The organism is Mesonia hippocampi (assembly GCF_014197445.1).
Classification (GTDB): domain Bacteria; phylum Bacteroidota; class Bacteroidia; order Flavobacteriales; family Flavobacteriaceae; genus Mesonia; species Mesonia hippocampi.
In genome coordinates this window covers 366,112-391,165 of record NZ_JACIFO010000001.1, presented here as the reverse complement: position 1 = coordinate 391,165, position 25,054 = coordinate 366,112, and the positions used below count along the sequence as shown (strand labels likewise).

Below are 25,054 nucleotides of genomic sequence, written 5' to 3'. Positions count from 1 at the left end.
CTGAAAGTAAACATTATTTGTTCTCTCTTAGTTTGGTTTATTTCAAGGGTTAATCTTTACTTGATAAGTAAAGATTTAAAAAGTTTGATTTATTTAATTCCTAGTGCTATAATTTATACAGCATTAATATTAACCACTGCTTATATTTATAAGAGTAGTAAAAAATTAAATCTTTTAGTTTTTGGTATTATAATGGCAATTTATACCATAAATTTAGGTCTATTATTAAATTTAATCCCACCTCTTTGTGATAGAAGTTTAGAGTTGACAACAGTTTATACTGTAGTGTTTTTGTTTATAATTGTTTTTATATCATATTTAACGCTAAGATTAAATTATAAATTATGTAATAGCTATAAATTGGTAATTTTATTCATCGTATTAGGCTTAATTCATTTTATATGTACATCTTTTTCTTACTATTTAAACTACATTGTATTTTATGAATTTATTTTTAATAGTGTGTTTTAATAGTTGGAAATTCGTTGCCCAATAAAAGTTGATGGCAATGTCATAAACTAATGGACAGCGTCTATCTATTAGCTATTTATATCATAAAGTGCTATATCAACTTTTTTTCTTGAACTATTCTCGAACAATGCTCTGACAATTTGGTTATATTTGAAGTATGAAAGAAAACGAGCTTTTAGATATAATCACAGTATATTTTAAAGAGAAAATTTTTGATAACCATAAAATAAATTCTTTAAAAACCCACTCAAAACTTAAATCATACAAAATAAATCCAATTATAGTAAAGTATTTATCTAAGCTATTGGAAAACGATTTTACGCCAATTGGAATAGCAAAAGCGCTTTATTACCCTAGAATTTTAGGCACATCTATAAATACCTCTTTTGGAACACGAATTCAAAATATGTTTGTAGAGCTAGGGCTTGCACAAGGCTCGCTTATAAAAGGCATGGATATAGAATTCATCGATAAAATTGATAATAGAAAAAAATGGTGCCAACTCAAATCAGGCCCGAATACAATCAACTCGGAAGATGTAAATCCTTTATTAAGGAAATTTACAACGGTGACAAATTTGGCTAGAACAAATTCTATGAAACTGAATAATTCTGACCTAATTTTAGGTGTTCTTTACGGAGACAAAGAACAGTTGAGTCAACACTATCAAAAAATAGATAAACAATTCCCTGTAATAATTGGGGAAGAATTTTGGCATAGACTCACAGGGTTTCCAGATTTTTACAATAAACTCGTTTCAAATCTTGACAAAATGATTTTAAATATAGATACAGAAGATTTCTTTAAAAAAGGTTACATGACTTTAGCAAAAGAGATAGAAGAATCAGACTTGTTTGACTTTGAATAGACATTATTTAGGAACTTAATAATAGAATACCCTAACTCTTTGCCTAAGTTACAAGGCACAGCATTTCCAATTTGCTTATATTGTTGAGACACAGAACCTGAAAACTTCCAATTATCAGGAAACGTTTGTATTCTGGCGTATTCCCTAACTGTAAAAGGGCGAGTTTCGTCAGGGTGACATCTTTCTGTTTGTTTTTGTGCAGGACTACAAGTTAATGTTAAACTAGGTTCATCCCAACCAATTCTTCTCGCCATACCTGTTTTTCCTCCACCTAAATAAAAACTCTTACCCATATATTCTTTTTGTATATCTAGTGGTAAATCTCTCCAATACCCTTTAGGGGGAACCAAATCCAAAACTTGTTTTTTATGTTCTGGGTATGTAGAGCCTTTAGATTTAGGGACATCTGTGTTATACAATTCTCCTTTTTTAAGTGCATCGGATAAATTATAAATAGTATTATACGGTATAGGATATTCATATTTAACAGCTATATCTTTTCTTATTCCTACTAAAATTAAACGCTCTCTTTTTTGAGGAACTTTATAGTTAATAGCTTTCAATACCTGAACAGGAACAACATTATATCCGATTTCATCTAGAATAGAAATCATTCCCTCCAAAGTTTTACCTTTGTCGTGAGAAAGTAAACCTTTAACGTTTTCGCCAACGCAAATCAGAGGATTAACTTCTTTTACTACTCTTGCAAATTCATAAAATAAAGTTCCCCGAGCATCTTCTAAACCTAATTTTTTTCCAGCATAGCTAAACGCCTGACAAGGAAAACCACCTGTAACTATCTCTATTTTATTTTCATATTCTGTAAAATCAAAATCTTTAATATCTCCTTCTAAAACATTCCAATTGGGTCTATTTTCTCTTAAAGTTTTACAAGCCCATTTATCAATTTCATTTAATGCTGCACATTTAATCCCCGACTGTTCCAAGCCTATTGCCAGGCCACCTGCCCCAGCAAATAATTCTATCACTTTGTAATCTTTAAGTGGAAGTTCAGTATTATCAATACTATTATCTATCTCTGTTAATAAAGGTTCTATTAAAGAATCAATGTCTTCTTTTCTATAAACTCTATAGTTACTTATTGGTTCTCTAACAGCATTTAATTTACCGTCTCTATCCCATCTTCGTAGAGTTTCCTTACTTTTGCCTAATACTTCTGCCGCTTCCGAAAGCGAATAATATTCTTTAATAACCATGTTACTCAACCTTATACATTGGTTACAAATTTAATATAAAAATTAGAATAAAAAACGTATTTTTAATCAAAGTTGATGGCTTTGTTATAAACTAATGCACAGTGTTTATCTATTAGCTATTTATATCATGAAGTCATAAATAAACAATATAATTGAGCTTACTAATTACTCAAGATTAGCCATAAGTTGGCGAAGTTTGCCTTACTCATCAAATGTTCCCTGTTTTTTTATAAACAATAGAGTACCTAGAGCTTTGCAAGAGGGATGTATATATTTTAGTTAGAATAAAAACTTCTTTTTTGTAGATTTGTTATAACTATGCAATCTATTTTAAAGCTTTTATTTTTTTAGGTATAATTATTATATTATTTTTTAGATGTACTGTTGCATCTAATTCAACTAATAGTAGTAATTCTACAGCTATTCTATCAGATAGTCTTCAATATTGGATGTCTGCTTTTAAAAATAAGGATTACACTATTACCCAGCGTATGTATTTTTTAGAAAAAGCTTATCAAGATGTATACAACTATCCTAAAGATACATTATTGTCTAAAAAGTTAAGTACTATTGCTTATCGTTATTTACAGTTAAAAGACACCCTAAAGTTTAAAAAAATAAATCAGCAAGCTTATAAATATGCTCAGGAGGTTAAAGATACTTTCACTTTAGCCGATACGCATTGGAGCTATGCCAATTTATATAAGAATACAGAACAGTACGATAGTGCATATTTTCATTACAATCGAGCCCACTTGTTATTTGAAACTATAAACAAACAACATTACCTAGATGATATGCAGCTCGTAATTGAAGGCGATTATACAAGAGAGGCTACTTTGCTAGAATTAAGCGAAAATAAAATGGTTTTTGTATTTAAAAATCCTGAGGATAATGATATTAATTATCAAATGGACTTTTCACCTTTTACTGATGACACTCCAATACAATAGCTATGAATTACAAAATACTAAAATTACTATTTGATCCAAGAGAAACAATTAGTAAGCAAGAATTTTTATTGGGTATAATAATTTTATTCTTGCTAACTTTTAGTACCATTAGTGATTTAATTATAAATACTAGTGTAACATCAACCATAAGTTCTAAAGGTACGTACTTACTAGCAACACATCAAATTGTAAAACCATTTAGTACCCCTAATTTACCTGTAGATTTTATTTTACAGCGCTGTAACTTTAACTATTAAAAGAGTAAAAGATTTACACAACAAGCTATGGATTGGGATTCTAGCTGGAATATCTATCTTTTTGTTAGATAAAGATTCTAAGCCTTTGATTTTTAAAATTGAAAAAATACCGTAATTAATACTAAAACCTTCCTTTCACTTCTTTATTCATTTACAAACTCTTCTGTAGTTAAATGTTCACCAAAATGATGTACGATTTCGTTCAAAAAATAGGTTTGTTGCTCTTTATTAAATGCTGCAGTTGCATCTGATATAATATAAGTATTATAACCAATATCATGAGCTTCACGCAAAGTACTCTCTACACAAACATGAGATGCATAGCCCGTTAAATAAAGGTTTTCAATTTTATTATTTCTCAAATAAGCATCTAAATTTGAGCCAGCAAAACCACTTGCTCCCATACGACCAGATACAATAAATTCGTTTTCTAAAGGCTTTACCGATTTGTAAAACTCCGATCCAAAACTATTTTTTTGAAACGTTCCTGCATTGGGTATTGCTTTTCGCAAACCACTTTTTCCATTCGCTAATTCTGGATACCCCTTTTCAAATTGTAAGCGAACATAAACAACAGGAATGTTTTGTTTACGAGCATATACCAACGATTTCTCTATGTTATGGATTGAATTAAGCATCATTTCTTCATTTTCCACCAAAGCTTTACGTAGTTTTCCATCACGATGCATCCATTCATTTTGAGTTTCAATTAACAACAACGCCGATTTACTTTTATTTTTCACCTTGTTTTCCAACAGCCAATTGTCGTGCAGCCACTTTTCGGTAACTCTTCTTTGTTCTTCTGTATTCCATTTAATATCTCTTTCAAAAGTGATGATTGAACCATCAAAACCAACAATTACCCAAGCATAATCATCTTTTGATAAACGATAACATTTGTATTTCATTCCTGCAATGGTAGTCGCCTTTCCTCCATCTATAAAAATTTGTTCATCATGTCGCTCAATCCATAGATTTTTCAAATCATTCGCTAACGAATTGTCTACTTTAACTAGAAAGTTTTTAGCTATTTTTTCACTTTCTTTCCTTGTAAGCATTTTTAAGTTACTGTACTTCTTGCTCATGTTTGTAAACCCTAAAATCTTCTTTTCAGCCACAGACATTAAAAAAGAAAAGTGCTCTCCAGAAAGCCCTTTGTTTTCGTCTTTTTGATACCTGAACAAATAAGCTTCTACACCATGTGATGTTACTTTTGTCACCTTATGAAAATGAAAATTCTCAGGAATTTTCACTTGTGATTGAAAAGCCTCCAAGTAAGGTTTAACCTCTTCAAAGGGAATTTCTTGTGCTGTTGTTACCGACATCGTTATAACAGTCATTAAAATTAATAATAGATTTCTCATGTTACTTTTTGTTTTTTAATTACAATAATTGTAGATTATTTACAATTTTCAAAACAACAACAAATTTTATATATTCGCAACAATAATTGTAAATAATTTACAAAATGGATAAAAAGGAAAATTTATCGTTTGATTTTGACTTTCTGGAAAAGTTAGTTGTGGGTATTGGTGAAGTTTCACAAATTACAGATATACCAACTAGGCAGATTAGGTATTGGGAAGAAAAAAAAATAATTGAAAGTTTAACAGAAAAGGAAGGAAAAAACAGACGATACAACTATAAAAACATCAAAAAAATGCTGCTAATTAAAGAACTTTTGGATGAAGGGTACACCTTAGACGCTGCTGCTGAAAAAGTTAAAAATAGAATGCAAATGATAGAGGAAACATTAAACAAGTTGAATAAAAAAGAAAATGATTAAGTTAAGGTTTATAAGCTAAGCTTGGTTGGTTTGTATAACAATGTTCTGCGTTATATTACTTTGCTTTGGCTATTGAGTTAATGAATATGCTTCACATAAAACAACAATAGGAGAGGAGTAATATGTATAGAACTATTTATACCCTGCTTTCTTTTAATTGGCTATTCTCAATAAATCGCTTTAAAATATAGTAAGATATAATTGCAAAAACCAATCCAGTCATGATACCACCAACTAGAAGCGAGATATATACCTCTGAACCAGCTTTTAAAATAGTATTAACAAACTGCATGTTTATTGTTTTAGGAATTTCAAAAGACGATGTGATTCCTAATACTTTTTTACCAAGCCAATAGTTAAAAGCAAATATAAATGCTCCAGTAAAGAGGTTGGTATTAAACACCGCTATGCAGGCTGCTTTTGTATTTACTTTAAAAAGTTTTGAAAAACCAAATGCTACAAAAATTTGAAACCCTGGGATAGGAATCATCCCTATAAATGAGCCTAGAGCAAAACCTTTAGCGATAACTTTTGGGCTATCTTCAATTTTAAAGAGTCTTTTAAATTTTTTAATTGGATTGTTCATGCTACAAAGCTTTTTCTTTTAAGTTTACAAATGAATTAATTAGCGTTCGTTGAATTATAGGATCTCTCAAAAACTTAGGGAATCTAGGTGGCGTAAATGAGATTGCACAAAATTCAATTTCTACAATACTGTTTGCCATAGCCTTAAAACGCCATTCAGAAAAATTATAGCCTTCGCGCTTAACGCCTTCCTGTTGTTTTATATAATTTGGTAAGGATCTAGAAGAAAGTATGATTGTATTTTCCTTTTTTGTTAGTGTAGATTGTGTTACCAAATCTTGCTGCTTAAAAGGGAATGGGATGTTGTAAGTTGTGTGCGAAATCCATTTTGTGTCTTTATTTTCAAGAATTTTAACATCACTAACGCCATCATTCCAAATTTTGATATGCTTTGGTAGTTTAACCTGGGTAATAAGCGAGTCAATACTCGGTGATTTTAATCTAAATTTTACTAAAAGCTGTCGCGTTTTGATAGTATCTGCAATTATTAAATCCCTATAATTAATGCTTACTCCATCTTTGTTATTAACCTCTTCCCATTTCCCTTTTTGAGCTATGGAAACCAGTCCTTCAAGGCTATTAATTTTATCTAAAAACTCATTTTTAGTTTGTGCTTTAACAGTAGTAATAGCTGCTACTGTAATTAAAATTACTGTTCTAAACATAATGATCTATTTTTGTGTTTGAAAATAATCTACGGCATCAGTTATCGCTTTTTCAATAGGTTGATAGCTCATATCCAATTGCTTTATAGACTTGTTGTTAGAAAAGTAGTTTTCTATGCATAAAATTTTTGTGTTTGTTAAACTTAGGCTTGTGTTTATTTTCAGCTTTCTCAGGAGGTTTCCAAAGTAACCCATCGTGATAAGAAGCTGTTTTGGAATTTGTATCATCATTGGATTTTGATTTGTTAGTCGATTGAGAGTTGTAAAGAATTCTCTGTAACTTAAATTTGTATTGGCAAGAAGGTATTTTTCTCCAGAACCCCCTTTTTCAATAGCTTTTATAATCCCAAATGACACATCTTTGACGTGTACAAAATTTTTCCCTCCAGGAGGATAAAAAATCAGTCGTTTATTCCATCCCATTAATATTATTTTCCCTGAACTAGGTTTGGTATCATAGGCGCCTAACATAAAGGTTGGGTTTATGATTACGGTGTCTATTTTGTGTTTGTTTTTGAGTAAGTAATTTTCTGCCTCAAGTTTGCTTTTTGCATAATGCGATTGTTTAAACAAAGGGTTTATTTTGTGTTGTTCTGTCCCCAATTTTTTTAATGAACCAAAGCCTAAAGTATTGGCAGTACTTATAAAAATGAAGCGTTTTACTTGGTAAACAATCGCCGTGTTATACAATTGTATAGTGGCGTGACAGTTTATTTTCCAATAGTTTGAATAATTGATTAAACTCTGACTGGTAGTAGCTGCGATGTGTACAACAACATCTACGCTTTTTAAAACCGACGAAAAATCATCAAACAACTGCCCCTCTATTAATTCTAAGTTTTTATGATACTTTCCTTTGTAACTATTTTTATTTCTAACAAGACCAATAACACGATAGCCTTTATGTAACAAATCAAGACACAAATTTGTACCTAACAAACCACTAACTCCCGTAACAAATACGCGTTTCATATTAAGCCTCTCTTTTTACAATGTTAGTCATCATCGGTACCTTAATCCAGTTGGGCAGAAGTGTAGAGATAAACCAACTTACTGGGTTAACTAAAATAAAAGTAGTGCCTTTAAACATTTTTCTTAAAGAATATTCGGCCACTTTCCTAGGCTCTAATAAGGTTAATTTTCCTACAAAGCCTTGTTTCTCAATACGTGCTGTAATTTCAGGGTTTGTTTTCATTGCACCAGGGTTTATAACACTTACAGATACATTGCTGTTTTTTAATTCTTCAGATAAGCCTAATGAAAATGAATGTATAAATGCTTTGGATGCAGGATAAACTGTTTTGTAACCAACAGGCGAAAAAGCTGCAATACTCGAAACATTGAGTATATAAGATTTTGGTTGTTTTTTTAAGTTTGGTAATAATTGATGTGTAAATACTGTGGTAGCTTTTACGTTAACTTGAATAATAGTATTTATGTAATCAAGTGATACATTATCTATTTTTCTTGTGCCTCCAGTTCCTGCATTATTTATTAAAATATGAATAGCATAATTCTCATTAAGATGCTTTGTTATAGCAGTTACATTTTCATCTAAAGAAAGGTCGGTTTCAAAGTAAGCTACTGCAACATTATATTTCGTTTTGATATAGTTTGCTACTTCTTCTAAGTTTTGGTTTGGAAGACTAATTAAAACAACATTATGCTTTCTTTTTGCCAATGAAATTGCAAACGCTTTTCCTAAGCCTTGACTTGCGCCTGTAATCACCGCAAATGAGTTTACCGAATCTGTTTTCATAGTTTTCACTTAAAAGTTGTACTACAAAAGTAGAGTAGGAGTGTACTTTTTACGCTCTTATTTATAAATGAGAACAGGTTTTTATTTAGCTGATAATTAAATTTTTAAAAATAAACTATGTTCTTGTTTATAAAGTAGAACTTTGGTTTTTAAATTCGGTAGGAGTAAGGTTGGTAAATTTTTTAAATGTAGTATTAAATGCTGTTTTAGAATTGAAACCAGATTCGTAAGCTATTCCTAAAATGGTCAAATTTTGTGAAGATTTGTCTAATAATAATTCTTTTGCTTTTTCAATTCGATACGTATTAATAAACTGATAGAAGTTTTGATTAAATCCATTATTAATAACATACGATAATTGGTGCGATGTTATTTGCATTTCTTCTGCTAAAGAAGCCAAATTGATATCGTTATCTAAATACAAGTGTTTAGCTTTCATCAAAGCATTTAATTTAGCTTTTAACAGAACAAGCTCTTTGTCTTTAATAATTTTTCGTTTAGTGGTATCGGTTTCATCATCATCATCATTCTCAATCGCAATAATATCTTCGCGATGCTTCTGGTTGGTTGGAAAAATTTCTTTTTGTTTTAAGGCGTTGTAAGTCATAAACAAGATAACGCCTAGTGTAATAATGTTTAAGTATAAGTTTAGGGGTAGCCCAATATAAATAAGGTTAAAAACGCTTATAATTAAAACTAAAGCCATTATTACCAGAATAATATTTTCTAACCATTTTAAATTAATTTCGTCAGTATTGGATGAAAACAAAGTTATTTTTCGCTGATGAATACGAAGCCTTAAAAACGATTTTGTAATAAACACAATTGCATTAACAAGTATTAATGTTACTAATAATAACTGATAATTAGTAACCGAGAGGTAATTATAAATAATTGCAACTAAGTAAACTATTGGTATAATGAATACAGCGCTGTCTTTAAGTGAAAATTTATAATTAGGATTAGAAAAAAACAAAACACTGATATACAAAAATATAGGTGTAAAAAACTGTATAAATGAAATTACTAAGTTTAAAATATCGCCAAAAGGTTCTGCCTTTGTTAGCAGTATAATTTCTTCTAACCAAAAACTTGACCATAAAAACAAAGTTATTCCAAACCAAATATTAGCTTTTCTATTTACCCGCAACGGATTTGAAAGCATGATAAAAGAAAGCAGTATTAATGAGGAAAAAACAAGTATTTGGATTAAGTGAATTAACATTTATCTTTTTTATGTAAATATACATCAATTAGATAATCTTAATAACAACAAGATTAAAAACAAATTTTAACGATAAAGACCATAATCACTTTTAAATATAGTTGCACTATAATGTATATTATGTAAAATAGGATTTATTAATACAAAAGAAACAATAAATATACCTAGCTTTTAGTACTCCATACTTTCTTTTGTGTTAACGTCTTGATAATTTCGTTTTACAAACTCCAGCGCTGTTTTTAGAATATTCCCCATAGTTTTGGCGCGTTTAAAGCGAATATCTTTAGAATATTCTACCAAATCCTTTCTAAGTTGCTTTACATTTTTGGTAGTCGAAATATGATCATGTGTCATGCACCGTATCAACTCCCGAAACCGCTTTTGAGAACTTATAAGTCGTTTTGCTACTTGCGAGCGTTCTTCACGTTGGTATTGCGCTATAGATGAAGCTTCTAGTCTGTCTGAAACCAATTTTACCATCACAAAATTTTCTTTAAAAAATTGTGGTCGATATACTTTTAAATTTCCTTCGTAGCATTGCTGGTCAAAATCAATGGCACGTATTTGGTAAGAAATATGGTCAAAATCGTGTGTTGGAATCACTACATAATTATAAGAACGCATATCGCCTAACAGCCGTAACGTACAACGCTCGTTAAACTTTACAAACTGTTTTGCGATTTGTGTTTTTGCATATTCTTCACATAAAGGCAAGTGTTCTTTTATAAAAACATCGCCAGGAATACCAGCAATGTGCTCTTCGATGAGTGTATCTTTATAAATAAGGAAATTAATACGGTGCGGCGATAAAATATGCTCTATTTCTAAGCCATAAATACGCGAAGCATCTGCTTTTTTTACATAAAAATAAGTAAAACTATCGTTAAGAATGTTTCTAACCTTGATTCTAAAGGGTTTAGAGTTCCCAAAAGTACAATAATCTATAGCATCTACATTTAAGTACTGAAAAGAATCATCGCTACCATCAGAGTGTAAAATCGTATATACTCGCTTTAAACTATTATCAATCTCTGTACGCTCATGGTCTGCATAATAGCAACGTACCCAAAGGGTGTCTTCATCGTGCCTATCATAAACGGTTATAGAACCAGAAAAACGTAACAAATCCTCATAAAACACGGGAATTTTAGTATTTCTATTAAATTTTATGAGGTATTTATCCAAACGCTCATTAATAGGAAATGTTGGCTTTTTTCTCGACATTAATTTTTCTTCTTCAGGCATTTCTTTGTTTTAATTTTTTATTCTGATAAAATAAAGATTCTATTTCTTGTAACAAAATTATACTTTAGCCGTTGAAAGTATAAAGAAAAACCAATTATTATTTTGAAAACAATACTTAGTTTACAACAACTTACCAAAAAATTCGGGGCTTTAACCGCCGTAGACCATGTTTCCTTTACCATAGAAAAAGGACATGTTTATGGTATTCTTGGTCCTAATGGAAGCGGAAAATCTACTACTTTAGGCATGGTGCTTAATGTTGTAAATAAAACCAGTGGCAATTTTTATTGGTTCGATAAATCTTATTCTACTCATCGAGCATTAAAAAAAGTAGGTGCCATTATCGAGCGGCCTAATTTTTATCCGTACATGACGGCCTATCAAAATTTAGCTTTGGTTTGTAAAATTAAAGAAGTTACCGAAGAAAATATCGATAAAAAGCTTGAACTTGTAGGCTTATTAGAACGTAAAAACGATAAGTTTAGCACCTATTCGCTAGGGATGAAACAGCGCTTAGCTATTGCCTCGGCACTACTTAATGACCCCGAAATATTAATTTTAGATGAACCAACCAATGGGCTAGATCCGCAAGGAATTCATCAAATAAGAGAAATTATTAAAAAAATTGCCAGTACAGGAACTACCATACTTCTCGCCTCTCACCTTTTGGATGAAGTAGAAAAGGTGTGCTCTCATGTAATTATTTTAAGAAAAGGAAAAATGCTTTATGCCGGCAGCGTAGATAAATTAAACGCAAGTTTTGGATATGTTGAGCTTAAAGCAGAAAATCATGAAGATTTGCTAAGCATCGTACAAAATCACTCTTGGTTTACAGCCGAAAAAGTAGATCCTGAAAATCATATCATTACCGCCAATTTAACCGAAAACATTGCCGCCGATGCCTTGAATAAAATGTTTGTAGAAAAAGGCATTTTTCTATCACATTTAATAAAACGAAAAGAAAGCTTAGAAGAACAATTTTTACAACTTACCAATCAATAATTTATGTTACGATTACTTACTATAGAATTACAGAAAATAAAATATAGCAAATCGGCTAAAGCATTACTCATTATTTATTTTGGGTTGTTTATGTTTATAGCGTTGATAGCTTCTATAAAATTTAATTTAGGATTTGTAGAATTTCATCTTGCAGAACAAGGCATATTTAACTTTCCTTATATCTGGCATTTTAATACCTATATTGCTTCATTTTTAAAAATATTTATGGCGGTCATCATTGTATCGATGGTTGCTAACGAATACAGCAACCGAACGTTAAAACAAAACTTGATTGATGGCTTGAGTAAAAAAGAGTTTATCCTGTCTAAATTTTATACGGTAATTCTTTTTGCATTAGCCTCTACCCTTTTTATATTTTTGGTGTCTTTTGTTTTAGGACTTATTTTTTCTTCATACACAGAGTTTAGCATTATTTTTTCTGATTTAGAATACCTTTTTGCTTACTTTATTAAACTAGTAGGCTTTTTTGCCTTTTGTCTGTTTTTAGGAATATGGATAAAGCGTTCTGCTTTTGCCTTGGGGTTTCTGTTTGTATGGTGGATTGCCGAAAGTATTATTATTGGGGTGCTAAAATTTGTAATTTTTAAAGACTCTTTAATCGCAAATAAAATAAGTCAATTTTTACCTTTAGAATCCATCTCAAACCTCGTAAAACAACCTTTTACAAGGTTAAATGTGGTTCAAGCATCAGCTTCTCAAATTGGTGCCGATGTAAATTGGGATTCTTCAGTTAGTATATTACAACTTCTTATTGTGTGTGTATGGACAGGTATATTTATATTTTTATCGTATAAAATAATAAAACGGAGGGATTTGTAATTTTTATTAAAATATGTTAAATAAGTTGTATTTTTAGTTATATTTAAACAATAAAACTAAAAATACGGCTTATTTTGAAAAATATTTACTTTAGTTTATGGTTAAGCTTAGTGAGTTTAGCTGTTTTTTCACAAGATATAGAGCTATACACCCAGTTTAATGGGCATTATGATTATACAGCAATAGGCAATACTCTTAATGATGCAGAAAATAATGAAACTCAATCAACCTCTTGTACTATTTTAACTTCGGCAAGTGCAAGTTTATCGCTATTACCTACACAAAATATTACTGCTGCTTATTTATACTGGGCAGGTTCGGGAACAGGAGATTTTTCGGTAAAACTCAATAACCAATCCATTACTGCCGATAGAACTTTTGCATACACGCTTAATTTTTCTGGGCAAAGCTTTCCCTTTTTTGCAGCCTTTACCGATGTTACCACACAAGTAACCACAACCGGAAATGGCACTTATACATTGAGCGATTTAGACTTAACAAATGTTATTCCTACCTATTGTTATAATGCGACAAACTTTGCTGGTTGGAGCATTATTATTATCTATGAAGATGCTTCTCTTCCGCTTAATCAAGTAAGCGTTTATGACGGTCTACAAGGTGTACATGCTACAGTAAATAACCTGCAAATAGTACTGGATAACCTAAACGTTGTTGATAATATTGGTGCAAAAATAGGTTTTTTAGCCTGGGAAGGTGATGAAGGTTTGGCTATAAACGAGACCTTAAGAATTAATGGAAATATTTTAAGTACGCCTTTAAATCCTGCAAATAATGCATTTAACGGGACTAATAGTTACACAGGCATGTCCAATTTATACAATATGGATTTGGACGTTTATGACATAGAAAACAATATAAATATTGGTGATACTTCGGCAATTATCGAATTAACTTCTGGAGATGGCATCAATGGAGATTTCATCATGATAAACAATGTGGTAACTGTTTTAAATAGCGAAGTACCTAACCCCTCTCCTATCATTAATGCCGTTATTACAGATTGTGGCTCACGAGATATTCTGATAGATTATACCATTACCAATAACAATTGTACCGGAATTTTACCCGCAGGAACACAAATAGATTTTTATGCAAATACCAGTTGGGTTGGGCAAACCAGTACGCAAAATGATATTCCTATAGATGGGTCTGAAACTTACACCTATACCCTTAACATTCCTCAAAACATTCCTGATAGTTTTACACTCGAACTCATTGTAAATAAAGATTTAAATGGAAATAGTATTATCCCAGAAACGAATGAAGATGATAACATCGCTGTAAAAAATGTTGCTTTAAAAATTTTAAAAATAGCAAAAACACCTGTAGATATAATTCAATGTGACGATTCTTCTAATGACGGAATTTCGAGTTACAACTTTACCGAAAACTACCACTTGGTATTAGGAAATCAAACAAGTCTTGATGCAAGTTTTTATGCCAGTTTAAACGACGCCGAAAATGCAAACAATCCCATCCCTGATTATACAGATTACCTTACCAACAATCTGCCGCAAGTTATTTATATACGCATTTATGATGAAGCAGACCCTAGCTGCTATAGGATAACCTCTTTTATGATAGATCTATATTATCAACCCACAGCAACACCTATTCCAGACCAACATATTTGTTTAGGTATTTCGGAAACACCTCTAGCTTATTCTTTAGCTATAAATGAACAACAAATCATAGACAATCAGCCCGATATAGCTGTGCGATTTTTTCAAAACCAAACCGATGCCGAAGCTAACCTAAATCATATCCAAGAAGTTATGCTCGATGAGCAATCCTTAACCATTTATTACCGGGTAGAAAATAATTTACACCCAGCTTGTTATGCCATTGCGAGTTTTAAGCTATCAAGTTATCGAGGTACTTTAACAACATTACCACCACTTACCACTTGTAATGAAGGTAAAAAAATAGGTACCTATAAGCTCACCGAAATAGAAAATTATTTACCCGAAGGTAATTATTTGTATTTTGAAACAAAAGCTTTGGCAGTTTCTCAATTTATTGTAAACATCACTAATCCTGAAAGTTATACCAATATAAAAAAACTTGACGAAATTTACATACGAAGCTATGAAAACGATCCTACAAATATAGATTATTGTGGTGAATTCTATAAAGTTTCTCTAATAACAGAAAAATGCCCTCCTAGAATTCCACAAGGATTTTCTCCAAATACAGACGGAGTAAACGACACTTTTTTTATAAGCGGTCTTTATGATATTTTTGAAGACTTTCATTTAAAAATATTCTCAAGGTACGGAACCCTTATTTATGAAGGTTGGAACCATACACAAGCTTGGGACGGAACCAGTAATCGTGGTTTATTAAATCAAGGAGAAGAATTACCCACAGGAACTTATTTTTATGTGTTAGATACCAAAGATGCTAAATTCGGAACTTATAAAGGTTGGGTTTACTTAAACCGTTAGGTTAATTATTTGTAAAATCTTTTATAGAGGTCTCCTATTAATAAAATACTAATTACTTTTGGGGGCTCAAAAAAAATTGCCTTGAATAGCTATTACAACATACACCTAAGTATCATTCTATTTTGCTTGTTTTTTTCAACACAAGCTCAATATTTAAAAGTAAACCACAACACTCATACTCCACAAGAGTTAATCGAAGATATTTTTATCAACAGCGGTTGCATAACAAACATCAATATTACCCATACTGCTGGCGGAAATTTTTCGGATGGAGATAAAAGTTTTGGGTATTTTGAACGTAACGGAAGTAATTTTCCATTTGAAGACGGAATCGTATTAAGCACAGGAAAACTCAAGAATGTAGAAGGCCCTAACGATTCTTTAAGTGATGATGATGCTCCCAATTGGGGAAGCGATCCTGATTTAGAAAACGCGTTAAACGAATACACCACCACCAATGCTACGGTTATAGAATTTGAGTTTACGCCACAACTAACAAGTGCCATACAATTTAGGTATATATTTGCTTCTGAAGAATACCAAGCTAACGATGAAAGTACCTGTATATACTCCGACTTATTTGCTTTTTTAATACGTCCTACCACAAGCACACAATATCAAAACATAGCCTTAGTTCCCGGAACAAACACTCCTGTAAAAGTAACAACCGTACATCCTGATATTCCAGGACATTGTTCTGCTATTAATGAAACCTATTTTGGTCAATTCAACCCACAAGGTTTCTCTAATGCGGCTATAAATTTTAATGGCCAAACAGCTGTACTAACCGCTACTGCTCAAGTTGTTGCCAATACCACATATAAAATAAAATTGGCCATAGCAGACGAGCATAACGCAAGATACGACTCTGCTGTTTTTCTAGAAGGAAATAGTTTTAATATTAATTCGGCAGACTTAGGTCCAGATTTAACAGGAGAAAACGCCCTATGCCAAGGCACAACACATACACTCTCTCCACTAAATATTACAGGAACACCAACCAATTACACTTGGTATAAAATAGAAGGAAATACAGAAACAGAATTAAGCAATGGCCCACAAGAAAGCCAATTAGCGATAACACAACCAGGAGAATACAAAGTAGAAATTTCTTACAATGGCTGTACAACAACCGATACTGTTTTGGTTGAATACGCTACCGATGCTAATCTAAAAGATGAAGTGACTTTATACCAATGTCATTTTCCTGATGAAGAAAATGAATTCAATCTCACAAACACTACTAGCATTATATTAAACGGAAATACAAATTATACTCTTCAAGGTTTTTACCCTTCTTATCAAGACGCTGAGAATAAAGAAAATGAAATTGATACCCCAAGCAATGTTCTTGTTACAGCAAATAGAAGTTTTTATTTACGTTTAGAAAATACCAACGGCTGTTATGCGATAAAAGAAATAAAAACCATTTTAGTAGTTACCCCGCAAGAAGATCCTTATTACCAAGCACCAAAATATTGCTTAAATTCCGGAGAGTCTTTACGTATTTATGCAGGAATGTTAGGAAACTCTACTAATTACACCTATTTGTGGGATAGCGGAGAAAAAACACCTTATTTAGACATTACAAGTCCAGGTAGTTACGAAGTAACCGTTACATCGTCAAGTAATGTAGATGGAAGAACTTACTATTGCTCTATCCGAAAAGTAATCGAAGTAGGAAGTTCTGAAATAGCAAACCTAGATTATACGATATCTGGCAAAGTAAGCAACCAACAAGTAGAGATTTTTGCTACGGGAATAGGAGATTATGAATATGCACTAGACCAAAAATCTAATTATCAAGATAGTCCTATTTTCAGAAACCTTTCAGCAGGTAAACATACCGTTTACGTTCGAGATAAAAACGGCTGTGGTATTGCTTCCGTAAGTTTTTATATTGTTACTTTCAACAACTTTTTTACCCCCAATGCAGACGGAATAAATGATGTATGGAGGCTAGGAGGAATAGAACTAGGTAAATCTCCAATAGAAAAAATTATTATTTTTGATAGATTTGGAAAAATACTTACCGCCTTTGATACCTATGGAAGTTGGGATGGTACCTACCGTGGTAAACCTATGCCTGCAAACGATTATTGGTATGCTATTTATTATAAAGATGGCAGCGTTAAAAAGGGGAACATTACCCTTTTAAGGTAAAGCATTATCGTGGTTTTTTGTAGTTTTGTATTCTATGAAATTCAACCTACAATCCGCATATAAACCTACAGGAGACCAACCGCAAGCCATAAAACAACTTGTGCAAGGAATCGAGGCCAATGAACCTTACCACACCTTATTAGGGGTTACAGGTTCTGGTAAAACATTTACCATGGCAAATGTTATTCAGCAGGTAGAAAGGCCTACGCTTATTCTTGCGCATAATAAAACGCTTGCCGCACAGCTCTATACAGAGTTTAAAGCCTTTTTTCCTGATAATGCAGTAGAATATTTTGTTTCCTATTACGATTATTATCAACCAGAAGCTTTTATACCTACAACCAATACGTATATAGAAAAAGATTTATCTATAAACGATGAAATCGAAAAATTACGTTTAAGCACCACCTCTTCTCTACTTTCTGGACGTAGAGATGTTATTGTTGTTGCTTCGGTGAGTTGTTTATATGGTATTGGAAACCCCGTAGAGTTTCAGAAAAACGTAATTAGTCTTTCGGTAGAACAAGAAATATCACGCACTACCTTATTAAAACGTTTAGTACAAAGCCTATACGCCCGTACCGAAGGAGAATTTTTACATGGAAACTTTCGAATTAAAGGAGATACATTAGATGTTTTCCCAGGCTATGCCGATGATGCTTTTAGAATTCATTTTTTTGGTGATGAAATAGAAGAAATAGAAGCTTTTGACCCACAAACTAATCAGGTTATTGAAAAATATGAGAAGCTAAATATTTATCCTGCAAATATGTTTGTTACCTCTCCAGAGGTTTTAAACAAAGCTATCGATCAAATAGCTTTAGATTTAGGTAAACAAGTCACTTATTTTCAGGAAATAGGAAAAACATTAGAAGCTAAACGTTTAGAAGAACGTACAAATTTTGATTTAGAAATGATAAAAGAGCTGGGTTATTGCTCTGGCATTGAAAACTACTCGCGCTATCTTGATGGAAGAGAACCAGGAAGCCGTCCTTTCTGCTTGCTCGATTATTTTCCTGATGATTATTTAATGATTGTAGATGAAAGCCACGTAACCATCCCACAAGTAAGTGCTATGTATGGTGGTGACCGCTCTAGAAAAGAAAATTTGGTAGAATACGGATTTCGACTCCCTGCTGCAATGGATAACCGTCCTTTACAATTTGAAGAATTTGAAGCACTCCAAAATCAAGTTTTATACGTAAGTGCAACGCCTGCAGACTATGAGTTACAAAAATGTGAAGGAGTGTATGTAGAACAACTTATCCGTCCAACAGGTTTACTAGATCCTATAATTGAAGTTAGGCCTAGCCAAAATCAAATAGACGATTTGCTGGAAGAAATACAACTACGTGTAGAAAAAGATCAACGTATACTTGTTACAACACTTACCAAACGCATGGCAGAGGAATTGGTAAAATACTTAACGCGTATTGATGTTAGAAGTCGGTATATACACAGCGATATAGACACCTTAGAACGTGTAGAAATAATGCGCGATTTGCGTAAAGGCTTATTTGATGTTTTGGTAGGTGTAAACTTACTACGAGAAGGATTAGATTTACCAGAAGTCTCGTTGGTTGCTATTTTAGATGCTGATAAAGAAGGCTTTTTACGAAGCCACCGGTCGCTAACCCAAACCATAGGTAGAGCTGCAAGACATATAGAAGGAAAAGCCATAATGTATGCTGATAAAATTACCAACAGCATGCAAAAAACCATCGATGAAACCGAATACCGCCGAAATAAGCAAATAGCCTACAATACGGCTCGTAACATAACTCCTACACCACTTAATAAACCTATAGAGGAAACCCTAGTAGGTAAAAAGTATGAAGCTTACGAAACAGAACAAGCCAATACCATGGCCGCAGAAGAAGAGATTACTTATTTTAACGAGAAGCAACTTAAAGAAAAAATAAAACAAACCCGTAAGAAAATGGAGGCTGCAGCTAAAGAATTAGATTTTATATTGGCAGCAAAATACCGAGATGAGCTAAAACTATTTCAAGATAAGTTAAATGATAAATAAAAAATCGTCTAGGAAAAATACCTAGACGATTTTCAACTAACTAAACAAATATGCCCTATTAGGCAATTTCAATCAAACGTTTATACACTATTGCCTTAATGCATAAATGTTTATAATCCTAAGGCGATATAACCTTCTTGTTGCGCATTTAAGCTGTATTTAAATGCATTATCTACATATTTTAATTGCTTTGATAAGTCGTTCTTCGAAATTTCGAATTTCTTTAGAGCAAATTCACATAAAATAATATCTACATTTGCTTTTTTAGCTTGTTTAAGCAGATCTTTAGCTTTAGGATTTTTATAGAAAACTTTTACTGCTTCTCCATAAATAACGAGTTCAAATTTACCCAAATTACTGCCTTGTTCTTTACGCATTTCTGCCGCTGTCATAATCATAGGCGCAATATAATGTGATACGCCTGTTGTCATTAGGTAATTGCTTTTGGTATCAAGGTGTTTTACAGCAGCTTGTTTTAGGGTGCTTTGAGCACTTAAACTAGTAGGAATACTCAATAAACTTAATAATCCGATTACTAAAAATGTTTTTTTCATGGTATATTTTTTTATTTATAATACTTCAAAATTAGCATTTACCCACCTATGCATCTGTAACAAAGGTTACGCTAACTTCCATGAAAACTATTGTATTATTTATGGTTATAAACTTATAACCAAAGCTTTTACAAGAACTATTTTTAAGCTTTACTTATTTCTAACAATTTCATTACTGTTTTCCAATTTCTTGTAGTTGCCTTAATCGCTAGTTGTTTCTCGAAAAAGTTATTAGACAGTTTTGATTTATGGTATTTATCTGCACAAAAAATAAACACTGTTTTTCCTGTTATTTTAAACTCATCTGGAGGATAATTGTAAGTAAGTGCTTTTGTTATTGCTGTATTGGTTGGTTCTTCTTTTAAAAAGGTCACGTGCAATTGATTCATAGCTGCATCTTTACCTATAAAAGGATTGTTGTTAATTGTGGTTTCTAATTCGTTTTGAGTAATGATGATTACAGGAACATCAAATCCAAACTGTGCTTGAATTGCTTCTTCTAGATTTTTCGCTAATACAGGTATTGGTTCATCTGAGTTAAAAATTATATTTCCGCTTTGGATGTATGTTTTTACATGCTTAAAGGCTAAATTCTCACAAAGTTTTTTAAGGTCTGCCATAAGTATTTTTCGCTTCCCTCCTACATTGATGCCTCTTAAAATTGCTATCTTTTTACTCATTATAAATACTTTTCTATTCTTCAATATAACTTAACTATACAAAAGCATAGTGAAAATATCATTTTTTCTTACCGGTTAAATAGTGTAGATTTTTGGTTATTTTTTCCAACTCCCAATCCCACCATTTTAACGCTAAAAGCTTCTTTATTTTTTCCTCATCAAACCTTTTACGCAACAACTTTGCTGGGTTTCCTCCTACAACAGAATAGGGATTCACATCTTTAGTAACTATACTTTTTGTAGCTATAATTGAACCGTCTCCTATTTTTACTCCTGGCATTATGGTTACATCGGCTCCAATCCAAACATCGTTCCCTATAATTGTATCACCTTTATAAGGGAGCTCATCTAATGTTGGAGTTACTTTTAACCAATCTTTTCCGAAAATATTAAACGGATAAGCTGTTATTCCATCCATTTTATGATTTGCTCCATTCATTATAAATGTTACTCCTGAAGCTATCATACAGAATTTCCCAATTATTAGTTTATCACCAATAAAATCAAAATGGTACTTTACATTTTTTTCAAAATTATAAATATCTTCAAAATCATCATAATATGTATAATCTCCGACTATTATGTTTGGATTTTCAATGATATTTTTTAAAAAACAAAGCCTTTTATAATCCTTTAGTGGGAATATTTGATTTTTGTCGGGTATTTGCATTTTATCTAGCTTATAGTTGAAATGCTTCTTAAATAAATTAACCTTCACAAAACTAAAATTATTTTTCAGCTAAATTATATCTGATTTTAACAAACAGAAAATCTTAAAAAAAGAGAAACCTCACACTAACTTTAATAATTGGTTTTTATGATAAATAATGTTTCAAGAGTCTTTTTGTTGAAGCATCTTTTACTTCTTCTGCATCTTTATTAACAATTGCCTTAAACGTATTTTTAGCCAACTGCTTTCCTAAGGCAACTCCCCATTGGTCAAAGCTATAGATGTTCCAAATTACGCCTTGTACAAACCATTTATGCTCATACATGGCAATAAGTTTTCCTAGACTATTAGGGGTTAATTTATCTATAAGAATAGATGTTGTAGGCTTATTGCCTTCAAAAATTTTATGCGGAAGTATCGGACTTTCTTCACCTAAGTTTTTTTCTTCTGCCAATACTTCTGCTTTACTTTTACCTACTAATAAGGCTTGCGTTTGTGCAAAAAAGTTTGCCATAAGCAAATCATGGTCTTCTGTGTAGGTATGTATAGGTTTTTTAAAGCCTATAAAATCGCACGGAATAAGTTTTGTGCCTTGATGTATTAGCTGAAAAAATGCATGTTGCGCATTTGTTCCTGGCTCTCCCCAAACTACGGTTCCTGTTTGGTAACTAATTTTATTACTATTTCTATCTACGCCTTTTCCGTTGCTTTCCATACTTCCTTGTTGTAAAAAAGGAATTAATTTATGCATGCTTGCCGCATAAGGTATAACCGCTTCGGTTTCTGCTTTGTAAAAATTATTATACCAAAGGCTAATTAAGGCTAAACATACAGGGATATTATTGTTAAACGGGGTTTCTCTAAAATGCTTATCCATTTGCTGAGCTCCGCCCAACAAGTTTTCAAAATTTTCATACCCGATTGCACAAGCAATAGAAAGTCCTACGGTACTCCATAACGAAAACCTTCCGCCTACCCAATCCCACATGCTAAAGGTATTTGCTTTAGAAATTCCAAAAGCTGCTACTTTATCGGTATTTGCAGATACCGCTACAAAGTGTTTTTCTAAATACTCAGCTTGTTGTGCTTGTTCCAAAAACCAATCTCTGGCAATGCTTGCATTATGAAGTGTTTCTTGTGTTGAAAAACTTTTACTTACAACAATAAATAAGGTGGTTTCTGGGTCTAGTTTCTTTAAGATATTCTCTATCTGATGCCTATCAAGGTTATCTACAAACGAAACCTCTAAGTGATTTCTATATTCCGTTAAAGCTTCTACTACCATTTCTGGTCCCAAACTACTTCCGCCTATACCTATATTAACAACATGGGTAATAGGTTTTCCGGTATAACCTGTATGCTTTCCCGTTATAATGGCTTCGGAAAAAACGTTCATCTTGGCTAAATTTTCTTTTACCTCGTCGGGTTTATTTTTTGCCCTAAGTGCGGTATGTAAAACGGCCCTATTTTCTGTTTCATTTATTTTCTCTCCAGAAAACTGCTTCTCTATCGCTGCTGATAATTGCAGCTCTTCTGCTAAAGCTAATAATAGTTTTTTTGCTTTTGTATCTATTTTGTTTTTAGAAAAATCTATAAAAAAATCTTCCCATAAAATACTAAACTCGTTAACCCTATTAGGATTTTTATTAAACAAGTCTAATACAGGAATATCTTTAACTTTAGAAAAGTGTTTTTCTAATTCTTGCCAAGCTTGGGTGTTTGTTGGGTTAGTATTTTGTAATGACATATTATTTTTTATTACAATAGTGGTTTATGAGACCATCTATAGGCCGCTGAATAATATTTCCTAATCTTAAATTATATGCTTTTAAGCTGTCTGAGATAATGCTCCTAGAGTAATGGGCTATACTTCCTACAAAATGAATAGGGAGTTTATCGGCTTCAGCATAGCATAATATTCTTTTTTCTATAAATTCATTAATTCCCTCTGTAATTAAATGCTTAAAATAATTGTTTTCTTCTTGTGCATAGATAAACGCAGCAAAAGAGGCCAAATAAGCATTGGGATTTTCTTTTTTATAAAGGTTATGTTTAATTTCGTCAGGGTCTAAATTAAAAGATTTTGAAAAATTTACCCTAAGTTCTTCGGGCATAATTTCGTAAAAATAATCTCTAATAAGCCGTTTTCCAAAATAATTTCCACTGGCTTCATCCATCAATGTATAGCCTAATGATGGAAATTTAAGGTGTATTTGATTTCCATCAAAATAACAACTGTTAGAGCCTGTACCTAATATACACACAATTCCTGGCTGTGTAGTTACCGCTAAAGCCGCAGCATAAGTATCTTCAAAAACAGCAACTTCGGCGTTTTGAAATAAACGTTGCAAAAGTTCTTTTAATGCTTTACGGGGTTGTTCTGTTCCGCAGCCTGCACCAAAAAACTCTATTTGCGTAATGTTTTCTTTTACTGAAAATAAGGTCGAGTTATCTTTAATTCTTTTTTCTAATACCGCAATATCAAAAACAGAAGGGTTTATACCTAGTGTTTGGGTTTCTAATAAAACCTGAGCATTTTCATCTAATAATAGCCAATCCGTTTTTGTAGAACCAGCTTCTGCTATTAAAATCATAAATTAATTTAGCTATATTGCTGCTATATAAGCAACCATATCTATTAATTTGGCAGAATATCCGTATTCGTTATCATACCAAGCTACAAGTTTAAAGAAATTTTCGTTAAGTGCAATACTTGCTTCTGCATCGAAGGTAGAAATATGCGCATCGGAAACAAAATCTTGAGAGACCACTGCATCTTCTGTATAAGCTAAAATTCCCTTTAACTCATTTTCTGAAGCTTTTTTAACTGCTTGTTTTAGCGCTTGGAAGCTTGTTGGTTTTTCGGTACGTACTGTAAGGTCTACTACCGAAACATTTGGCGTAGGCACTCTAAAAGCCATTCCGGTAAGTTTTCCTTCTAATGCTGGTATTACTTTTCCTACGGCAAGTGCGGCTCCGGTAGAAGTTGGAATTATGTTTGCTACGGCGCTTCTGCCTATTCTAAAATTCTTTTTAGAGGCTGCATCTACGGTAGATTGTGTTGCGGTTACCGCGTGTACTGTTGTCATTAATCCTTCTACAATACCAAAATTATCATGTATAACTTTTGCTAAAGGTGCCAAACAATTGGTTGTACAAGAGGCATTAGAGATAATTTTATCTTCTGCTGTTATTTCAGCATGGTTTACTCCCATAACAAACATTGGGATATCTTTTGTAGGGGCAGAAATGATTACTTTTTCTGCTCCTGCTTTGAGGTGTAAGCTCGCCAACTCTTGGGTTTTAAAAATCCCGGTACAATCTATAATAATTTTTGCTTGAACTTCATCCCATTTTAAATTTTCAGGATTTTTTTCTGCGGTAACTCTTATTTCGTTTCCGTTTACAATAAGTTTATTATCTCCTTCGGTTTTTATATCGGCATCTAGCTTACCATGAACAGAGTCGTATTTTAGTAAATATGCTAATTGTTTTATTGGTAATAAATCGTTTACGGCAACAATTTGTAAATCTTTATTATTTAAAGCTATACGAAAAGCCAATCTGCCTATTCGTCCAAAGCCATTAATTGCTATTTTAGTTTTCATAATATT

General features: G+C 32.2%; 22 protein-coding genes. 8 read left to right on the top strand and 14 right to left on the bottom strand.

Annotated elements, in window-relative coordinates; genetic code table 11:
• Nucleotides 1–628 precede the first annotated feature (628 nt).
• Nucleotides 629–1,339 carry a PmeII family type II restriction endonuclease gene (locus tag GGR32_RS01830; RefSeq protein WP_183475748.1) on the top strand — a complete coding sequence of 237 codons (711 nt, stop codon included), beginning with the start codon at nt 629–631 and terminating at the stop codon, nt 1,337–1,339.
• Here GGR32_RS01830 and dcm read toward each other — a convergent pair.
• Nucleotides 1,285–2,556: a DNA (cytosine-5-)-methyltransferase gene (dcm, locus tag GGR32_RS01825; RefSeq protein WP_183475746.1), complete on the bottom strand. Its 1,272-nt coding sequence runs from the start codon at nt 2,554–2,556 to the stop codon at nt 1,285–1,287. The genes GGR32_RS01830 and dcm overlap by 55 nt on opposite strands.
• A 449-nt stretch (nt 2,557–3,005) precedes the next feature.
• Between dcm and GGR32_RS01820 the strand changes: the two genes are divergently transcribed.
• On the top strand, nt 3,006–3,509 hold the full coding sequence (locus GGR32_RS01820) for a hypothetical protein (RefSeq protein ID WP_183475744.1): 504 nt from the start codon (nt 3,006–3,008) through the stop codon (nt 3,507–3,509).
• A 400-nt stretch (nt 3,510–3,909) separates the two neighbouring features.
• On the opposite strand, the gene GGR32_RS12010 is transcribed toward GGR32_RS01820, so the two are convergent.
• Complete coding sequence (locus GGR32_RS12010; protein WP_246415150.1) at nt 3,910–5,130, bottom strand: cysteine hydrolase family protein; 1,221 nt, start codon at nt 5,128–5,130, stop codon at nt 3,910–3,912.
• 104 nt (nt 5,131–5,234) lie between these two features.
• Between GGR32_RS12010 and GGR32_RS01810 the strand changes: the two genes are divergently transcribed.
• The gene (locus tag GGR32_RS01810; RefSeq protein ID WP_183475742.1) at nt 5,235–5,552 is read left to right on the top strand and encodes a MerR family transcriptional regulator; all 318 of its coding nucleotides are present in this window, start codon (nt 5,235–5,237) and stop codon (nt 5,550–5,552) included.
• Between the two features lie 136 nt (nt 5,553–5,688).
• On the opposite strand, the gene GGR32_RS01805 is transcribed toward GGR32_RS01810, so the two are convergent.
• The 6 genes from GGR32_RS01805 to GGR32_RS01780 form a co-directional block, all read right to left on the bottom strand.
• A complete protein-coding gene (locus GGR32_RS01805) occupies nt 5,689–6,138 on the bottom strand; it encodes a DUF2062 domain-containing protein (RefSeq protein ID WP_183475740.1) in 450 nt (149 codons plus the stop codon).
• 1 nt (nt 6,139) lies between these two features.
• The gene (locus tag GGR32_RS01800; RefSeq protein WP_183475738.1) at nt 6,140–6,802 is read right to left on the bottom strand and encodes an SRPBCC family protein; all 663 of its coding nucleotides are present in this window, start codon (nt 6,800–6,802) and stop codon (nt 6,140–6,142) included.
• A 6-nt stretch (nt 6,803–6,808) separates the two neighbouring features.
• The gene (locus tag GGR32_RS01795) at nt 6,809–7,774 is read right to left on the bottom strand and encodes an NAD-dependent epimerase/dehydratase family protein (RefSeq protein WP_183475736.1); all 966 of its coding nucleotides are present in this window, start codon (nt 7,772–7,774) and stop codon (nt 6,809–6,811) included.
• 1 nt (nt 7,775) lies between these two features.
• Complete coding sequence (locus tag GGR32_RS01790) at nt 7,776–8,561, bottom strand: SDR family NAD(P)-dependent oxidoreductase (RefSeq protein ID WP_183475734.1); 786 nt, start codon at nt 8,559–8,561, stop codon at nt 7,776–7,778.
• Between the two features lie 127 nt (nt 8,562–8,688).
• Nucleotides 8,689–9,786 (bottom strand): helix-turn-helix domain-containing protein, encoded by a 1,098-nt coding sequence (locus GGR32_RS01785; RefSeq protein WP_183475732.1) that lies wholly within the window; start codon nt 9,784–9,786, stop codon nt 8,689–8,691.
• A gap of 171 nt (nt 9,787–9,957) precedes the next feature.
• Nucleotides 9,958–11,031 carry a hypothetical protein gene (locus GGR32_RS01780; protein WP_183475730.1) on the bottom strand — a complete coding sequence of 358 codons (1,074 nt, stop codon included), beginning with the start codon at nt 11,029–11,031 and terminating at the stop codon, nt 9,958–9,960.
• A gap of 102 nt (nt 11,032–11,133) precedes the next feature.
• Here GGR32_RS01780 and GGR32_RS01775 point away from each other — a divergent pair, with 102 nt between their 5' ends.
• From GGR32_RS01775 to uvrB, 5 genes are all read left to right on the top strand, one after another.
• Complete coding sequence (locus GGR32_RS01775; protein WP_183475728.1) at nt 11,134–12,033, top strand: ABC transporter ATP-binding protein; 900 nt, start codon at nt 11,134–11,136, stop codon at nt 12,031–12,033.
• A 3-nt stretch (nt 12,034–12,036) separates the two neighbouring features.
• Nucleotides 12,037–12,873 carry an ABC transporter permease gene (locus GGR32_RS01770; RefSeq protein WP_183475727.1) on the top strand — a complete coding sequence of 279 codons (837 nt, stop codon included), beginning with the start codon at nt 12,037–12,039 and terminating at the stop codon, nt 12,871–12,873.
• Nucleotides 12,874–12,947: 74 nt separating this feature from the next.
• Nucleotides 12,948–15,341, top strand: a complete 2,394-nt coding sequence (locus GGR32_RS01765; RefSeq protein WP_183475725.1) for a T9SS type B sorting domain-containing protein — start codon at nt 12,948–12,950, stop codon at nt 15,339–15,341.
• 81 nt (nt 15,342–15,422) lie between these two features.
• Entirely contained in the window at nt 15,423–17,504 is a 2,082-nt protein-coding gene (locus GGR32_RS01760) for a T9SS type B sorting domain-containing protein (protein WP_183475723.1), read from the top strand.
• A 34-nt stretch (nt 17,505–17,538) separates the two neighbouring features.
• Complete coding sequence (gene uvrB / locus GGR32_RS01755) at nt 17,539–19,536, top strand: excinuclease ABC subunit UvrB (RefSeq protein ID WP_183475721.1); 1,998 nt, start codon at nt 17,539–17,541, stop codon at nt 19,534–19,536.
• 110 nt (nt 19,537–19,646) lie between these two features.
• Here the strand turns inward: uvrB and GGR32_RS01750 are convergent, their stop codons facing one another.
• The 6 genes from GGR32_RS01750 to gap form a co-directional block, all read right to left on the bottom strand.
• A complete protein-coding gene (locus GGR32_RS01750; protein ID WP_183475720.1) occupies nt 19,647–20,090 on the bottom strand; it encodes a DsrE family protein in 444 nt (147 codons plus the stop codon).
• Between the two features lie 143 nt (nt 20,091–20,233).
• A complete protein-coding gene (locus GGR32_RS01745) occupies nt 20,234–20,770 on the bottom strand; it encodes a DUF1697 domain-containing protein (protein WP_183475719.1) in 537 nt (178 codons plus the stop codon).
• Nucleotides 20,771–20,828: 58 nt separating this feature from the next.
• Complete coding sequence (locus tag GGR32_RS01740; protein WP_183475718.1) at nt 20,829–21,440, bottom strand: Vat family streptogramin A O-acetyltransferase; 612 nt, start codon at nt 21,438–21,440, stop codon at nt 20,829–20,831.
• Nucleotides 21,441–21,585: 145 nt separating this feature from the next.
• Complete coding sequence (gene pgi, locus GGR32_RS01735; RefSeq protein ID WP_183475717.1) at nt 21,586–23,187, bottom strand: glucose-6-phosphate isomerase; 1,602 nt, start codon at nt 23,185–23,187, stop codon at nt 21,586–21,588.
• 1 nt (nt 23,188) lies between these two features.
• Complete coding sequence (locus GGR32_RS01730; RefSeq protein ID WP_183475716.1) at nt 23,189–24,034, bottom strand: N-acetylglucosamine kinase; 846 nt, start codon at nt 24,032–24,034, stop codon at nt 23,189–23,191.
• 12 nt (nt 24,035–24,046) lie between these two features.
• Nucleotides 24,047–25,048: a type I glyceraldehyde-3-phosphate dehydrogenase gene (gene gap, locus GGR32_RS01725; protein ID WP_183475715.1), complete on the bottom strand. Its 1,002-nt coding sequence runs from the start codon at nt 25,046–25,048 to the stop codon at nt 24,047–24,049.
• Nucleotides 25,049–25,054 lie beyond the last annotated feature (6 nt).

Coding starts and splice junctions, on each gene's coding strand:
- GGR32_RS01800 (WP_183475738.1), bottom strand. CDS start 6,802: ATGTTTAGAACAGTAATTTTAATTACAGTAGCAGCTATTACTACTGTT.
- GGR32_RS01790 (WP_183475734.1), bottom strand. CDS start 8,561: ATGAAAACAGATTCGGTAAACTCATTTGCGGTGATTACAGGCGCAAGT.
- GGR32_RS01730 (WP_183475716.1), bottom strand. CDS start 24,034: ATGATTTTAATAGCAGAAGCTGGTTCTACAAAAACGGATTGGCTATTA.
- gap (WP_183475715.1), bottom strand. CDS start 25,048: ATGAAAACTAAAATAGCAATTAATGGCTTTGGACGAATAGGCAGATTG.
- GGR32_RS01770 (WP_183475727.1), top strand. CDS start 12,037: ATGTTACGATTACTTACTATAGAATTACAGAAAATAAAATATAGCAAA.
- GGR32_RS01820 (WP_183475744.1), top strand. CDS start 3,006: ATGTCTGCTTTTAAAAATAAGGATTACACTATTACCCAGCGTATGTAT.
- GGR32_RS01810 (WP_183475742.1), top strand. CDS start 5,235: ATGGATAAAAAGGAAAATTTATCGTTTGATTTTGACTTTCTGGAAAAG.
- GGR32_RS01795 (WP_183475736.1), bottom strand. CDS start 7,774: ATGAAACGCGTATTTGTTACGGGAGTTAGTGGTTTGTTAGGTACAAAT.
- GGR32_RS01780 (WP_183475730.1), bottom strand. CDS start 11,031: ATGCCTGAAGAAGAAAAATTAATGTCGAGAAAAAAGCCAACATTTCCT.
- GGR32_RS12010 (WP_246415150.1), bottom strand. CDS start 5,130: ATGAGAAATCTATTATTAATTTTAATGACTGTTATAACGATGTCGGTA.
- dcm (WP_183475746.1), bottom strand. CDS start 2,556: ATGGTTATTAAAGAATATTATTCGCTTTCGGAAGCGGCAGAAGTATTA.
- GGR32_RS01740 (WP_183475718.1), bottom strand. CDS start 21,440: ATGCAAATACCCGACAAAAATCAAATATTCCCACTAAAGGATTATAAA.
- GGR32_RS01785 (WP_183475732.1), bottom strand. CDS start 9,786: ATGTTAATTCACTTAATCCAAATACTTGTTTTTTCCTCATTAATACTG.
- GGR32_RS01830 (WP_183475748.1), top strand. CDS start 629: ATGAAAGAAAACGAGCTTTTAGATATAATCACAGTATATTTTAAAGAG.
- GGR32_RS01745 (WP_183475719.1), bottom strand. CDS start 20,770: ATGAGTAAAAAGATAGCAATTTTAAGAGGCATCAATGTAGGAGGGAAG.
- GGR32_RS01750 (WP_183475720.1), bottom strand. CDS start 20,090: ATGAAAAAAACATTTTTAGTAATCGGATTATTAAGTTTATTGAGTATT.
- uvrB (WP_183475721.1), top strand. CDS start 17,539: ATGAAATTCAACCTACAATCCGCATATAAACCTACAGGAGACCAACCG.
- GGR32_RS01805 (WP_183475740.1), bottom strand. CDS start 6,138: ATGAACAATCCAATTAAAAAATTTAAAAGACTCTTTAAAATTGAAGAT.
- pgi (WP_183475717.1), bottom strand. CDS start 23,187: ATGTCATTACAAAATACTAACCCAACAAACACCCAAGCTTGGCAAGAA.